18 protein-coding genes are annotated in these 13,941 nt (G+C 67.2%); 5 read left to right on the forward strand and 13 right to left on the reverse strand.

Annotated elements, in window-relative coordinates:
• Window positions 1-7 precede the first annotated feature (7 nt).
• The 3 genes from NNY25_RS01175 to NNY25_RS01185 form a co-directional block, all read right to left on the reverse strand.
• The gene (locus NNY25_RS01175) at window positions 8-349 is read right to left on the reverse strand and encodes a hypothetical protein (protein WP_265569528.1); all 342 of its coding nucleotides are present in this window, start codon (window positions 347-349) and stop codon (window positions 8-10) included.
• 85 nt (window positions 350-434) lie between these two features.
• A complete protein-coding gene (locus tag NNY25_RS01180; RefSeq protein WP_265569529.1) occupies window positions 435-1,097 on the reverse strand; it encodes a COQ9 family protein in 663 nt (220 codons plus the stop codon).
• Between the two features lie 5 nt (window positions 1,098-1,102).
• Window positions 1,103-1,978, reverse strand: coding sequence for a DMT family transporter (locus NNY25_RS01185; RefSeq protein WP_265569530.1), 876 nt, complete (start codon window positions 1,976-1,978; stop codon window positions 1,103-1,105).
• A gap of 84 nt (window positions 1,979-2,062) precedes the next feature.
• On the opposite strand from NNY25_RS01185, the gene NNY25_RS01190 reads away from it, so the two are divergent.
• Window positions 2,063-3,142: an alkene reductase gene (locus tag NNY25_RS01190; RefSeq protein ID WP_265569531.1), complete on the forward strand. Its 1,080-nt coding sequence runs from the start codon at window positions 2,063-2,065 to the stop codon at window positions 3,140-3,142.
• The gene (locus tag NNY25_RS01195; RefSeq protein WP_265569532.1) at window positions 3,142-3,747 is read left to right on the forward strand and encodes an SOUL family heme-binding protein; all 606 of its coding nucleotides are present in this window, start codon (window positions 3,142-3,144) and stop codon (window positions 3,745-3,747) included. Before NNY25_RS01190 ends, NNY25_RS01195 begins: the two co-directional genes overlap by 1 nt.
• On the opposite strand, the gene ribH is transcribed toward NNY25_RS01195, so the two are convergent.
• The 10 genes from ribH to NNY25_RS01245 all read right to left on the reverse strand — a co-directional run bounded on the left by ribH (window position 3,744) and on the right by NNY25_RS01245 (window position 12,179).
• Complete coding sequence (ribH, locus tag NNY25_RS01200; protein ID WP_265569533.1) at window positions 3,744-4,166, reverse strand: 6,7-dimethyl-8-ribityllumazine synthase; 423 nt, start codon at window positions 4,164-4,166, stop codon at window positions 3,744-3,746. The genes NNY25_RS01195 and ribH overlap by 4 nt on opposite strands.
• Complete coding sequence (gene ribB / locus NNY25_RS01205) at window positions 4,166-5,446, reverse strand: 3,4-dihydroxy-2-butanone-4-phosphate synthase (RefSeq protein ID WP_265569534.1); 1,281 nt, start codon at window positions 5,444-5,446, stop codon at window positions 4,166-4,168. Before ribB ends, ribH begins: the two co-directional genes overlap by 1 nt.
• 45 nt (window positions 5,447-5,491) lie before the next feature.
• Window positions 5,492-6,094: a riboflavin synthase gene (locus NNY25_RS01210; protein ID WP_265571421.1), complete on the reverse strand. Its 603-nt coding sequence runs from the start codon at window positions 6,092-6,094 to the stop codon at window positions 5,492-5,494.
• A gap of 14 nt (window positions 6,095-6,108) precedes the next feature.
• Window positions 6,109-7,095, reverse strand: a complete 987-nt coding sequence (gene ribD, locus NNY25_RS01215) for a bifunctional diaminohydroxyphosphoribosylaminopyrimidine deaminase/5-amino-6-(5-phosphoribosylamino)uracil reductase RibD (RefSeq protein ID WP_265569535.1) — start codon at window positions 7,093-7,095, stop codon at window positions 6,109-6,111.
• The gene (locus NNY25_RS01220) at window positions 7,092-7,424 is read right to left on the reverse strand and encodes a hypothetical protein (RefSeq protein WP_265569536.1); all 333 of its coding nucleotides are present in this window, start codon (window positions 7,422-7,424) and stop codon (window positions 7,092-7,094) included. The genes ribD and NNY25_RS01220 overlap by 4 nt, the downstream gene beginning before the upstream one ends.
• Window positions 7,425-7,493: 69 nt before the next feature.
• Entirely contained in the window at window positions 7,494-8,147 is a 654-nt protein-coding gene (locus tag NNY25_RS01225) for an energy transducer TonB (RefSeq protein WP_265569537.1), read from the reverse strand.
• A 71-nt stretch (window positions 8,148-8,218) separates the two neighbouring features.
• Window positions 8,219-9,523, reverse strand: coding sequence for a glutamate--tRNA ligase (locus NNY25_RS01230; RefSeq protein WP_265569538.1), 1,305 nt, complete (start codon window positions 9,521-9,523; stop codon window positions 8,219-8,221).
• A 24-nt stretch (window positions 9,524-9,547) separates the two neighbouring features.
• The gene (locus NNY25_RS01235; protein WP_265569539.1) at window positions 9,548-10,042 is read right to left on the reverse strand and encodes an META domain-containing protein; all 495 of its coding nucleotides are present in this window, start codon (window positions 10,040-10,042) and stop codon (window positions 9,548-9,550) included.
• Complete coding sequence (locus tag NNY25_RS01240; protein ID WP_265569540.1) at window positions 10,042-10,497, reverse strand: hypothetical protein; 456 nt, start codon at window positions 10,495-10,497, stop codon at window positions 10,042-10,044. Before NNY25_RS01240 ends, NNY25_RS01235 begins: the two co-directional genes overlap by 1 nt.
• 38 nt (window positions 10,498-10,535) lie before the next feature.
• Window positions 10,536-12,179 (reverse strand): NAD+ synthase, encoded by a 1,644-nt coding sequence (locus NNY25_RS01245; RefSeq protein ID WP_420854299.1) that lies wholly within the window; start codon window positions 12,177-12,179, stop codon window positions 10,536-10,538.
• A 105-nt stretch (window positions 12,180-12,284) separates the two neighbouring features.
• Between NNY25_RS01245 and NNY25_RS01250 the strand changes: the two genes are divergently transcribed.
• The 3 genes from NNY25_RS01250 (at window position 12,285) to rplT (ending at window position 13,933) form a co-directional block, all read left to right on the forward strand.
• A complete protein-coding gene (locus tag NNY25_RS01250; RefSeq protein ID WP_265569542.1) occupies window positions 12,285-13,217 on the forward strand; it encodes a ribose-phosphate pyrophosphokinase in 933 nt (310 codons plus the stop codon).
• A 143-nt stretch (window positions 13,218-13,360) separates the two neighbouring features.
• Window positions 13,361-13,564: a 50S ribosomal protein L35 gene (gene rpmI, locus NNY25_RS01255; RefSeq protein WP_265569543.1), complete on the forward strand. Its 204-nt coding sequence runs from the start codon at window positions 13,361-13,363 to the stop codon at window positions 13,562-13,564.
• 12 nt (window positions 13,565-13,576) lie between these two features.
• The gene (rplT, locus tag NNY25_RS01260; protein WP_265569544.1) at window positions 13,577-13,933 is read left to right on the forward strand and encodes a 50S ribosomal protein L20; all 357 of its coding nucleotides are present in this window, start codon (window positions 13,577-13,579) and stop codon (window positions 13,931-13,933) included.
• Window positions 13,934-13,941 lie beyond the last annotated feature (8 nt).

Consider the following 13,941-nt stretch of genomic DNA (forward strand, 5'->3'; position numbering starts at 1 on the left):
GCCAGACTCAATCGTCGTCGTCGAGATAGTCGCGGCAGGCCGAGGGCAGGGTCATGCCATATTCCTTGCGGAAGCCGCCGACGGTCAGCCCGAAATAGGGATCGCCGCCATTATAGACGAACGGTCCGGGCGATGCGGACGGCAGGATCTGCCCTCCCTTGGTGCCCGGTTCCATCTCGGCAGGCCCGGTGTTCGTGTCGCTCGGAATACCGACGGGATTGGGTTCGTTCCCGTAGAACATGTCGGAAATGCAGTTGCCGACCGTCGGTCCGCTGTTGGCATTGCCGCCGGCCATCGCAGGCGTTGCCAGCAGGATCATCGATGCGGCGAAAATCGTCTTGGTACGCATAAGCTTACCCCCTTGTTACAGACTCGGCACCGCACGAGGCGGCGCCGTCGGGAAGCATGCGGTTAATCTGTATTTACTTCAAGGGTCAGCGCGGCGGGTAGCGCAGCCTTCCAAGGAACCGCACCAGACTGGGACGCTGTTCGGCACGACCGCGCCACTCTGCCTTGAACTTCTCGAACTTCATCACGTCGGCGAGCCGCCTGTCGAGGAATGCAGCGGTCTCGCTCCACCCCTCGCTTTCGTCGTCGAGCCAGGCGAGCAGCGTCGCGCCGTAGACCCCCGAAAGGATGGTGCGCTTGGAATAGTGGTTGAAGTCGGTCGCCCTGTCGCCCGCCAGCCGCCACATCACGTCGGCGCTGTGCCAAGCGGTCGACAGGCCGAGCGGGATATTCTTCGGCATCGAGAGGATCGACAGGCCCTGCCGCACCGCCTCGCGCGCTTCGCCCGCGATTTCGAGCCGGGTCCAGATCAATGCGCGGATGCGGTCGCGGATCTTCATCGCGGCCAGCTTCTCGGGCGGCAACCGCCGCGCCATCTCGGCATCGACCGCCTCGATCCACGCGGCGACCATCGCCGCGGGCTCCTTGGGGAAGGCCAGCTTAGCTTTCGCCGGATCGACCTCCATCTGCGCCGCAGTCGCCTCGACCGCCTTCGCGGTCCAGCCGTCGAACACCGCATTTTCGGCGACCTTGAGCGCCATGTCGGCGCGCAACTGCTCGAGCGGGGTCGGGGCGGTCCGGGTCTCCATGCCCCTTAAGTGGTGGCAATCGGGCGCGGGCGCAAGCGGATGAGCACCAGCGCGACCCCGATCGCGATCGCCCCGACCCAGTCGAGCGGCGCGAACGCCTCGCCGTAGACGAGCCAGCCGACCGCCGCGGCGATTGCGACCTGGGTGAGAAGACCGATGCCCACCACCAGCGGCGGCAGGCGCCCGATCGCATAGACCAGCAGCCCCTGCCCGACGAGCTGGCTCGAGAAAGCGAGCAAGGCGACATGGCTCCATTCCTCGGGGATCATCCGGTCGCCCGACAGGATCGCCATCGGCAGGATCCATACCGCGCCCGCCAGGCTCGCCCAGAAGATGATCGGCAGCGCGTCGATGGTCTTGCGCACGCGGTCGATCGAAATGAGGTAGCCGGTGTAGAGCAGCCCCGCGAGCAGCGCGAGAAGATCGCCGCGCAGGTTCGCAAGGCTGATCTCGAGGCTTCCCGAGAGGAGTAGCACCGCGCCGAACGCTGCCAGGAACAGCGCGAGACCCTGCGCGCGCGTCGGGAGCGTGCGCAGCAGCACCAGTCCGTAGACCGCGAACAGGAAGCTGCCGAAATTGCCGAACAGCGTCGCGTTGCCGAGCTTGGTGAGGTGGATGCCGATGTGCCAGCTGGCGAGGTCGGCGGCGAAAAAGAAGGAACCGACCGCGACCAGCAGCATCGCCTTTTTCGGCGGCGCCTTGAGCGACTGGCCGAGCGCGAGCGCGACGAGGGCGAGCATCGGCACGGCCAGCGCCAGTCGCCAGAAGCCCGCCGCGACCGGCCCCACGCCCGCGATCCGAACCAGCCACGGTCCGAGCGCGAGCGCCGCCGACCCGATCATCAGGGCCATGAAGGCCAGTGTGGTCTCGCGTGTCCGCATGGACCGCCCGTGCGTCAATTTCCGGATGGATACAAGCGCGCGCCTCGCGCATTTTGCGCAATGCAGCATGAGCGGAAGGACCCGATGCCCAGCCTCTTCGACCCCATCAGCCTCGGCGCGATCGAGTGCCCCAACCGTGTCGTCATGGCTCCGCTCACCCGCGGCCGCGCCGACGCGCGCGGGGTCCATGGCCCGCTCGCGGTCGACTATTATCGTCAGCGCGCGTCCGCAGGTCTGATCATCTCCGAGGGCACCGGCATCAGCCGCGAAGGGCTGGGCTGGCCCTATGCGCCCGGCCTGTGGAGCGAAGAACAGGTCGAGGGCTGGAAACCGGTCACCGAGGCGGTCCACGAGGCTGGCGGGCGCATCGTCGCGCAACTGTGGCACATGGGTCGCCTCGTCCACCCCGATCTGGGGGACGGCCAGCCCGTGTCGGCAAGCGCGACCGCGGGTCCGCACCGCCTCCACACCTATGAGGGCAAGAAGGACCCGGTCGAGGCCAAGGCGCTGTCGAAAGACGAGATCGCGCGCGTCGTCGGCGACTACGCCCATGCCGCTGCCAACGCCATCCGTGCAGGGTTCGACGGCGTGCAGGTCCACGGCGCCAATGGCTATCTCGTCGACCAGTTCCTACGCGCCAACCAGCGCGACGACGAGTACGGAGGCAGCGCCGAGAACCGCGCCCGCTTCGTGCGCGAAGTGCTCGAGGGCGTTGCCGCCGCGGTCGGCACGGCGCGCACCGCGATCCGCTTTTCCCCCATCGGCGAGGTCAACGGCTGCGACGATCCCGATCCCGAGGGACTGTTCACTGCCGTCGCGCGTGTCCTCGAAGACCTTTCGATCCCGTGGATCGAGATGCGCGAGCCGGGCGAGGAATCGACTTTCGTCGGCACTGACGAGGACCGCGTCAGCCCCGCGATGCGCAAGGTCTATTCGGGCATGATCGGTCTCAACTCGGACCTGCGCTGCGACAGCGGGCAGGCGCTGCTCGACGAGGGCATTTGCGATTTCATCGCCTACGGACGCCCGTTCATTTCCAATCCCGATCTCGTGCGCCGCTTCCGCGACGGCGCGCCGCTTGCCGACTGGAACCCCAAGACCTTCTATTCGCGAGGTCCCGAAGGCTATAACGATTATCCCACGCTCGAGGAGGCGAAGGCCTGATGGACCCCAAGTGGAAGAAATGGGCGATCGGCGGCGGCCTACTGGCCGGCCTCGCGCTCGTCGGCGGCGCGCGCTACCTGATCCGCGAACGCGCCACCCCCGAACCCCCGTTCGCGCCGGTCGAGGAGGATGGACCGTTTGCGCTGCGGGACTATGGCTCGATGTGGGTCGCGCAGACCAGCGTCGCGGGCGAGCGCCGCCCCGCCATCCGCGCCGGCTTCAAGACGCTCGCCGACTATATCTTCGCGCGCAGCCATGACGGGGACGAGGTGCCGATGACGGTGCCAGTCATGCAGGAGGAAGGCGAGGCGTCGACCTGGACGGTCCGGTTCGTGATGCCCGAGGACTATGCGCGCGCCGACCTGCCCGACCCGCCCGCGGGCGTCACGCTCGAACAGCTCCCCCCGCGCCGCGTCGCGGTGATCGAGTTCGACGGGCGCCCCGAGGACGTCGATTTCGACGTCGAGGAAGCGCACCTGACGGAATGGATCGCTGCGAAGGGGTTCAAGCCCACCGGCGCGCCGATGGTTCACGCCTTCTACAACTCGCCTGCCATGCCCGGCCCGCTGCGCCGCAACGAGCTGTGGATCGAGGTCGAGCGCTAGGCCGAGAATTTCTGCCTGAGGTCGAGGAGCGCAAGCGCCGCCCTGGCCGCTTCGCCGCCCTTGTCCTTGCGTTCGGGATCGGCGCGCACCTCGGCCTGGTCGCGGTTCTCGACGGTCAGGATGGCGTTGCCGAGCGCGACCCCGTCCATGGTCAGCGCCATCAGCCCGCGCGCGCTTTCACCGGCCACGATCTCGAAATGGTAGGTCTCGCCGCGAATGACGATCCCGACCGCCACGAACGCGTCGTAGCGCCCGCTTTCGGCGGCCATCGCCACCGCGCCCGGCAGCTCGAGCGCGCCGGGAACGGTGATCGTTTCGTGGCTGTGCCCCTCGGCGTCGAGCGCGCGGCGCACACCCGCGATCAGCATGTCGTTGAGGTCGCCGTAGAAGCGCGCTTCGACGATAAGGATGTGGGCCATCAGGCGTCTCCCGTTTCGATCGCGCGCTCTTCGACGATCTTCAAACCATAGCCGTCGAGCGCGACCGGCGAATGGCGCGTGTTCGACAGCAGGATCATGTCGTGGATGCCGAGCGCGGCGAGGATCTGCGCGCCGATGCCGTAGCTGCGCAGCGCGTCACCCGTCGGCGCGGGCTTGCCCGAGCGCAGGTCGGTCGCGCGGCTGAGCGATCCCGGCGACGCAGCGTGGAGCGCGACGATCACTCCGTCGCCCTGCTTCTCGATCATCCGCATCGCGCCCTTCAACAGCCCTGCGCGCTCACCTTGCTCACCGAGCACGTCGGAGAAGAGGTCGAGGCTGTGCATGCGCACCAAGGTCGGCGTGTCGGGATCGATGCTGCCGTGGACCAGCGCCATCTGTTCGGCGCCGGTCGCCTTGTCGCGGAACACGCGCGCGTGCCAGCCCGCGCCGCTTTCGGAAGTGAAGCGCGTGCCCGACACCTCGACCACCATGTGATCCTTCTTGAGGCGATAGGCGATGAGGTCGCGGATGGTGCCGATCTTCATGCCGTGCTGCGCGGCGAAATCGATCAGGTCGTCGAGACGCGCCATCGTCCCGTCCTCGCGCATGATCTCGCAGATCACGCCCGACGGGTTGAGGCCGGCCAGCCGCGATACGTCGACTGCCGCTTCGGTATGGCCTGCGCGCACCAGCACCCCGCCCGGCTGCGCGGTAAGCGGAAAGACATGGCCCGGCGTGACGATGTCGTCGGGACCCTTGGTGCCGTCGATCGCGACCGACACGGTGCGCGCGCGGTCGGCCGCCGAAATGCCGGTGGTGACCCCCTCCTTCGCCTCGATCGAGACGGTGAAGGCGGTCTGCATGCTCTCGCGGTTGACGCTCGCCATCGGCGGCAGGCCGAGCTGGTCGACCCGTTCCTTGGTCAGCGACAGGCAAATCAGCCCGCGCCCGTGGCGCGCCATGAAGTTGATCGCCTCGGGGGTCGCCATTTGCGCGGGGATGACGAGGTCGCCCTCATTCTCGCGGTCGTCGTCGTCGACAAGGATGAACATGCGCCCGTTGCGCGCTTCGTCGATGATTTCCTCGGCGCCGACCAGCACGTCGGCCTTGCCGATCAGCTTCTCCAGCCGGCCGAGCGTGTCGGCGGTCGGGTTCCAATCGGACTGGCCGAGCTTGCGCAGGCTGTTGGGATGGAGGCCGGCGGCGCGGGCCAAACCCGCACGGCTCATCTCGCCGGTCTCGACGAGGGCGGTGACTTTTTCAATCAGCTTGGTGGACATGAGCGGCGCACTATCACACTGAAATGTGATATACCATCCGAAAAATCACATGCGGCTGGCGAGCATGCGCTCCAGATAGCGGGCCAGAACGTCGATTTCGACGTTGAGATGCCGTCCGGCTGTGATCGCGTCGAAGGTGGTGTGCGCGGCGGTGTGGGGCACGAGGTTGACGGTGAAGCGCGCGGCCGCGGCGCTGTCCTCGACCGTGTTGACGGTCAGCGACACGCCGTCGAGCGAGATCGATCCCTTGGCCGCGATCGCGCCTGCCAGCGCGCGCGGTGCGTCGATGGTCACCTTGAGCGAGCCGCCCACTTCCTCGACCGCGACGACTTCGGCGATCCCGTCGACGTGGCCCGTGACGATGTGCCCGCCCAGCTCGTCGCCGACCTTGAGCGCGCGTTCGAGATTCAACCGCCCGCCTTCGACCCACAGGCCCGGCGCGGTCTTGGACACGCTTTCCTGGCTAAGGTCGACCGCGAACCAGTCCTCGCCCTTGTCGACCACGGTCAGGCACGCGCCCGAACAGGCGATCGAGGCGCCCATGTCGACCCCGTCCATGTCGTAGCCGCAGCCGATCGTGAGGCGCAGGTCCTCGCGCGGTTCGACCGCGCGGATGGTGCCGATGTCGGTAATGATGCCGGTGAAGATCGCGCCTCTCCTCGTCAGGTCCGAACGCGCTCGTAGACTTCGAGCCGGTCGATGCCAAGCATCGTCCCGTCGCCCACCCGCCAGCGGCCATGCGCATCCGCGATCCGGTCGAGCCCGATATAGCCGACCGAGGACTTGCCCTCGCCGATCAGGATCGGGGCGCGGTAGATAAGGATACGGTCGACGAGATCGGCCTTGAGGAAGGCGCTTGCCGCCCCCGACCCGCCCTCGACGAGAAGGTCGTTGACGTCCTCGAGACGGAAGATGTCTTCGGGGTCATTGAGGATTTCCCAGCCCGCCGCATCGGCCCCGTTGCCGCGCGTCAGCAGGGCGCGACGCGGCGAGCGTTCCTCGAGCCCCGGCAGGCGCACGTCGAGGCCGGGTCGGTCGGCGACGAACGTGCCGCGCCCGACGAGGATCATGTCGGCATGGGCGCGCTCCAGATGGACGTGCGCGCGCGCATCCTCGCCCGTGATCCATTTCGATTCGCCCGAGGGAAGCGCGATCTTGCCGTCGATCGACAGCGCCAGCTTGAGCGTCACGTAAGGCCGACCCTCGACGATCCGCATCAGGAATCCCGCCATCGCCTCGCGGGCTTCGAGAGCGCCAATTCCCTCGATCACCTCGACGCCGGCGTCGCGCAGGCAGTCGAGACCGCTGCCCGCGGTGCGCGGGTCGGGATCTTCGATCGCGGAGACGACCGTGACGATGCCTGCTTCGGGAATCAGCCGCGAACAGGTCGGCCCGCGATGGCTGTCGTGCGCGCAGGGTTCGAGCGTGGTGTAGAGCGTCGCACCTTTCGCCTTGTCGCCCGCTTGCTCGATGGCGACCGCCTCGGCATGCGGGCGTCCTCCCGGACCGGTCGCGCCCTCGCCGACGATGGCGCCGTCTTTGACGATGACGCAGCCGACATTGGGATTGGGCGCAGTCGTGCCGCGCGCCTCGCGAGACAGCTCGAGCGCGCGCGCCATCCAGCGTTCGTGCGCCGCGCTGTCCGTCACTCCAGCCCGATCGAATTGTTGAGCTTCTCGAGGTCCTCGAACGCCTGCCGCCGCGCCTCGATCGCCGCTTCCTTCTCGGCCTGGCGCTTCTCGTTGTCGGCGACGATCTCCTCGTCGGTCCGGTTCGCGTTCCAGCTTTCGACATAGGTAATCGTCGGCTCGGGCGCGGTGTTCACCTTCGAGTCGATCATGAACAGGAGCACGATCAGCGTCGTCGACAACACGGCGAGGACCGCGCCGAGACGCTGTTCTCGGCTGCGCCCGCGCAGGAAGGCGCGCAGGTCCTTGAAGGCGGCGCGCGGGCCGACGAAGGGGGGCATGATGGCCATCGGCCCTCCATAGGGCGAGCGGGCCGCGTCTGCCAGAGGCTCGACGCGCCCCGGTCTTTCAGGGATCGGTCAGTCGATCATCTCGAAGCGGATCGAGACGACCATCTGGCTCGCGACCGCGCGCCCGTCTTCCTTTGCCGGGGCGTAGCGCCAGTTGCGGCGGATATGCTTCTCGGCGGCGCGGAAGAAGGCGGGGTCGGCATCCGCGGCGGGCTCGACCGCGGTCACGCGGCCCTTGGCATCGATGTGCAGGCGAAGCTGGATCGTCGCCTCCTCTCCGCTGCGAATCTTGGATGCGGGGTAGGGAGGGCGGACAAGATCGGCCGGAGTCTTCGGCCGCGCTGCCTCGAACACGGTCGGAACCGAAAGCTCGCCTGACCCGTCCTCGACCAGCGGCCCGTCGGCGACGACCATGTCGCCGAGGGGAATGTCCTCGATCACCGGCGCGAAATCGATGGTCGGCCCCGCGATCGGCAACTGCACCGCGGGCGTCGGAACACGCGGCTGCGACGGCGCGCTCTTCGGCACGGCCTCGACCGGATCGAGCGGCTCGGGCGGGACGACGGGCACGTCGTAGATCTCGGTGCGGGTTGGGGCTTCCGGAAAGACGAAGTCGGGGCGCGAGGTCACAAGCAGTGCAAGCGCGACGCCGTGCAGACCGATGACGAGGGCCAGCGAGGACGGAGAAGGAGTGGGGCGCGAACGGGGAGCATAAGCGAGCATGACAGGCCTCCTTTCGAGACAAGTCATGTTATAATGTTACAATGAACCGCAGATGACTGGAGCCGCCCGTGTCAGGCGCGGAGCCGTTTCAAGGCGCGGTCCTTGCCGATCAGCGGCAACAGGACGGCCATTTCGGGTCCGCTGTCGCGCCCCGTCAGGGCGCGGCGCAGCGGGTGGAAGAGCGCCCGGCCCTTGCGACCCGTCTCCGCCTTGAGTTCGTCCGTCAGCGTCTTCCACGCGTCGCCGTCCCACTCGATTCCCTCGGCCGTCTCCGCCGCTCGCGCGAGAAACTCGCGGTCTTCCTCGTTCGCCCCGACCTCGATCTCGCCGCGCAGGACGGGCAGCCAGTCCGCGACCTCGCCGAGGTGGGCGACGTTGCCGCGCAACGCATTCCACACCGCCTCGTCCGCGCCCTCGGGCAATCGGTCGGCGACCTCGTGATGGTCCATCGCGTGGAGCAGTTTGGCGTTGAGCTGCTCGACCTCCCCCCAGTCGAACCGCGCCGGGGCGCGCCCGAAATGATCGAACGAGAAACCTTCCGCCAGTGCGTCGAGCGAGGCGACGGGTTCGACCGGCTGCGAGGTCCCGATCCGCGCGAGCAGCGACAGCAGCGCCATCGGCTCGAGGCCGCGCGCCTGCATTTCCTCGACCCCCGCCGAGCCCAGTCGCTTGGACAATTTGCCTTCAGCCGCGACCAGCAATGCCTCGTGCGCCAGCTGCGGCCGCGCCGCGCCGAGCGCGTCGAACATCTGCATCTGGATCGCCGAGTTGGTGACGTGATCCTCGCCGCGAACGATGTGGGTGACGCCGAGGTCGATATCGTCGATCACGCTCGGCAGCATGTAGAGCCAGCTGCCGTCTTCGCGTCGCACGACCGGGTCGCTGATCAGTCCGGGATCGAATTTCTGGTGGCCGCGGATCGCGTCGTCCCATTCGATCGGCGCGTCGTGATCGAGCCGGAAGCGCCAATGAGGACTGCGCCCCTCGGGTACCGGCGCGCCGTCGGGCCGACGCTCGTAGACGGGCGGAAGACCACGTCCGAGCAACACCTTGCGCCTCAGGTCGAGCTCTTCGGGCGTTTCGTAGCAGGCGTAGATCCGCCCGGCCGCGCGCAACCGCTCGAACGCCGTCTCGTAGACGTCGAACCGGTCCGACTGGCGCACGCGCGCGTCGGGCGCGAGCCCGAGCCAGTCGAGATCCTCCCCGATCAGCCGCGCATAGTCGGCGGTCGAGCGCGCCGCATCGGTATCGTCCAGCCGCAGCAGGAAGCGCCCGCCGGTCGCGCGCGCGAACAGGAAGTTGTGGAGCGCGGTACGGATATTGCCGACATGGAGGCGGCCCGTGGGCGAAGGCGCGAAGCGGGTGGTGACACTCATGGCCGTGCGCCTAGCGCGTCGTGCCTATTGGGTGAAGAGGGTGAGACTGCCCCCCTCCCCGTCGAGCACCAGCGAGTTGTCGGGAAGGCGATAGGTGAGGGTCGCGCCTTGCAGCGCCTTGGACACCGCCTGTTCCTCCGGCAAGGGCATCCGCGCGCAGACCGGCGCAGGCGGTTCGATCCGCCCGGTGGCGGGCGGGACGTCGGGCATGCCCAGCGTCATTCCCTCGCGCGTGTAGCTGCGCGAAAAGGTCATGCATTGGGAGACGATCGTGATCGCGTCGGCATCGATCGAGGCGGTCATTGCCCAGCCGATGTCGATCTCCTGTCGGTCGACCCCGGCGACGCGCCATTCGCCTTCGAACATCGGCGGCGTGGTCGCGCCGACCGGAAGGACGATCGTCTCTTCGCGCGCTTCCGGCAATGCGTCCTCGACCGGCATCGATGGCGCGGCCTCCTCCTGATTGCAGCCGGAGACGGCAAGCGCGCCGGCCAGGAACAGAAGGAAGCCGCGGCGCATCACTTCATCGCCAGCGTGACGGACCCGCCCGGGCCCGACAGCATCACTTCGCCTTCGTTGAACATGGCGATGTTGGCCTGGTTCATCGCCTTGGCGACGGCATATTCGTAAGTCGTGCGGTCGGCGACGCAGCCACCCGAGACGCCCGAGCCCTCGCCCATGGTGATGAGATTGCCGTTGAGTTCGAACGGCCAGCTCATGTTGGCGCAGTGCGATTTCAGGCTGATCTTGCCGCCCGACGCGCTGCCCGAGACTTGGACCGTATCGGGCACCGGCTGGCCGCCCATCGCGGTCAGCGTGAGATTGCCCTCGATGCTGCCCGCGGGTTCGGCAGGTGCAGCCTCGGCCGCTTCCTCGACGACCTCGTTGGTGGTCGCTTCTTCGACGGGCGCGTCGGCCTCGCCGCAGGCGGCCAGCACCAGCGTGGCGGCGGCTGTCAGGATCAGTTTCTTCATGCTTCTCCCCTTCGATCGATGATGGATCCGCATCGGTCCTAGCGTCCGGTGCGGAAGAAATTGGTGATCGGGTAGCGGCGGTCGCGCCCGAAGTTGCGCCGCCCGATCTTGACCCCCGGCGGGGCCTGGCGGCGCTTATATTCGGCCAGCAGCAGCTTGCGCTCGATCTCGCGCACTGTCGCCTCGTCGACCCCGGTGATGCGCGCGGCCTCGGCTACAGAAACCTCGTCCTCGACCAGCGCCTCGAGCATTCGGTCGAGCTTGGCATAAGGCGGCAAGCTGTCCTCGTCCTTCTGGTCGGGGCGCAGTTCGGCGCTCGGCGGCTTTTCGATGATACGCACCGGCATGACCGGTCCGTCGGGCCCCATCGCGCGGCGCGGCTTCACGGAATTGCGCCACCGCGACAGCTCGAACACGGTCGTCTTGTAGGCGTCCTTCAAGGGATTGTAGCCGCCCGACATGTCGCCGTAGAGCGTCGCATAGCCCACGCTCATCTCGCTCTTGTTACCGGTCGTCACCAGCATGTGCCCGTGTGCGTTGGACAGCGCCATCAGCGTCACCATGCGCAGCCGCGACTGGATATTCTCCGCCGCAAGCCCGCTTGCCCCGCCGAGCATCTCGTCCATCGCCTCGACGCCCGGTTTGATCGGGATGATGTCGTACTTGCACCCCAGCATCTCGGCGCAGGCCTTGGCGTCCTCGAGGCTTTCGCTGCTGGTGTAGTCGGACGGCATCATCACGCACCAGACCCGATCGGCCCCTAGTGCGTCGACCGCGATCGCGGCGGAAAGCGCGCTGTCGATTCCGCCCGACAGGCCGAGAATCACGCCGGGAAAGCCATTGCGGTTCACATAGTCGCCCAGCCCGACCATCATCGCGTGGTAGACGTCCTCGGGATAGGGATCGAGCGGCTCGAGGCTGCGCGTGGTGCAGGTCCAGCCGCCCTCGCCCTGCTCCCAGTCGGTGACCACCATCGCCTCGTCCCAGTCGCGCATCTGGACGACGATCTCGCCGCCGCGATTGACCACGAAACTCGACCCGTCGAAGGCCAGTTCGTCCTGTCCGCCGACGCGGTTGACGTAAGCGAGCGGCAGGCCGGTCTCGGTCACCCGGTCGCGCACCAGCGCCTGGCGGATCTCGTCTTTGCCCAGCTCGTAGGGGCTGCCGTTGGGGACCAGCAGCAGTTCCGCTCCGGCCGCCTTGAGGTGATGACAGACGGGTTCGAGCCAGATGTCCTCGCAGATCGGGAGGCCCAGCTTGACGCCGCGCCACTCGATCGGCTCGGGCAGCGGGCCCGGCGCGAACACGCGCAGCTCGTCGAACGTGCCGTAATTGGGAAGCTCGTGCTTGAGGCGCCGCGCGACGACCTTGCCGTCCTCGGCCAGCACCATCGCGTTATAATTCGCCCCGCCCTCCGCATGAATCGTCCCGAAGAGGATCGCGGGCCCCTCGTGAGCGGTCGCATCGGCCAGCCGCTCGGCCGCCTCCATCGTGCGGCGAATGAAGTCGGGCTTGAGTACCAGGTCTTCGGGCGGATAGCCGGTCAGCTGGAGCTCGGGGAACAGGACGAGGTCGGCGCCTTGCGCCTTCGCTTTGGCGCGCCATTCGAGCATCGCGGCGGCGTTGCCGTCGAGGTCACCGACGCGCTGGTCGAGCTGGGCGAGGGCGATGCGGATCGTCATGGCCAAAGCGCTAGCCGCGTCACACGCGCGTCACAAGCTTGCCCTTTGCCCTCGCCCCCCGCTAAGGACGCCGCACTGACGCGCGCCAACAGGGGAAATTGTTCGATGAAGCTGCTCGCCGGAAACTCCAATCCTCCCCTCGCCAAGGCGATTGCCGACTATCTCGAGAGCCCGCTGATCAAGGCCAGCGTCAAGCGCTTCGCCGACGAGGAAATCTTCGTCGAGGTGCACGAGAATGTGCGCGGGCAGGACATGTTCGTGATCCAGTCGACCAGCTACCCGGCCAACGACAACATGATGGAACTGCTCATCATGATCGACACGCTGCGCCGCGCCTCGGCCAAGCGGATCACCGCGGTGCTGCCCTATTTCGGCTATGCCCGGCAGGACCGCAAACCCGGGCCGCGCACGCCGATCTCGGCCAAGCTCGTCGCCAACCTCATCACCGAGGCGGGCGCCGACCGCGTGCTGACGATGGATCTCCACGCCGGCCAGATCCAGGGCTTTTTCGACATCCCGACCGACAACCTGTGGGCAGCGCCCGTCATGGCCGCCGATATCCAGGCGCGCTACGGCTCGAAGGACCTCACCATCGTCTCGCCCGACGTGGGCGGCGTGGTGCGCGCGCGCAGCCTCGCCAAGCGACTCGACAACGCGCCGCTGGCGATCGTCGACAAGCGCCGCGAGCGCGCGGGCGAATCCGAGGTGATGAACATCATCGGCGACGTCGAGGGCCAGGTCTGCATCCTCGTCGACGACATCGTCGATTCGGGCGGCACGCTGTGCAACGCGGCCGCCGCGATGAAAGAGCAGGGCGCCAAGGAAGTGCTCGCTTACTGTTCGCACGGCGTCCTGTCGGGCGCTGCCGAAGCGCGCGTCTCCAAGTCTGAACTGACCGAGCTGGTCGTCACCGATTCGATCCACCACGAGGGAATGATCGACAGCGACAAGATCCGCAAACTCACCATCGCCCCGCTCTTTGGCGAAGCGATCAGCCGGATCGCGGACGAAAGCAGCGTGTCGAGCCTCTTCGACTAGGCTTGCAGAATCGGCGGCGCCTCTCTAAGAGCGCCCCCGATTGTCCAAATCATTGGAAATCCGACCGGTCCGGCCATCAAGGCTGCCGAGGCAGGTTGAAATCGTCGTCCATCGCGCGAGCGAGGGGCCACAAGGAGACGAAAATGCCGAAACTGAAGACCAAGAGCGGCGTCAAGAAGCGCTTCAAGATGACCGCTACCGGCAAGATCAAGCACGGCGTCGCTGGCAAGCGTCACCGCCTGATCAGCCACAACGCCAAGTATATCCGTACCAACCGCGGCACGACCGTGCTGGACGCCTGCGAGACGAAGACGATCAAGCAGTGGGCGCCCTACGGGCTGAAGTAAGGAGACGGATCGATGGCACGAGTTAAACGCGGCGTCACCACGCGCGCCAAGCACAAGCGGATCCTGAAGTCGGCGAAGGGCTATTATGGCCGTCGCAAGAACACCATCCGCATCGCGCGCCAGGCGGTCGAAAAGGCCGGCCAGTACGCCTATCGCGACCGCAAGGCCAAGAAGCGCAGCTTCCGCGCCCTGTGGATCCAGCGCATCAACGCGGCCGTGCGCGCCGAAGGCATGACCTACGGCACCTTCATGCACGCGCTGAAGGTCGGCGGCATCGACCTCGATCGCAAGGTCCTCGCGGACATCGCGATGCACGAGCCGGAAGCGTTTAAGGGGATCGTCGAGCAGGCCAAGAAGGCCGTCGCCTGAACCGATCC

This window comes from Sphingomicrobium nitratireducens (genome assembly GCF_026157035.1).
Classification (GTDB): Bacteria; Pseudomonadota; Alphaproteobacteria; order Sphingomonadales; family Sphingomonadaceae; genus Sphingomicrobium; species Sphingomicrobium nitratireducens.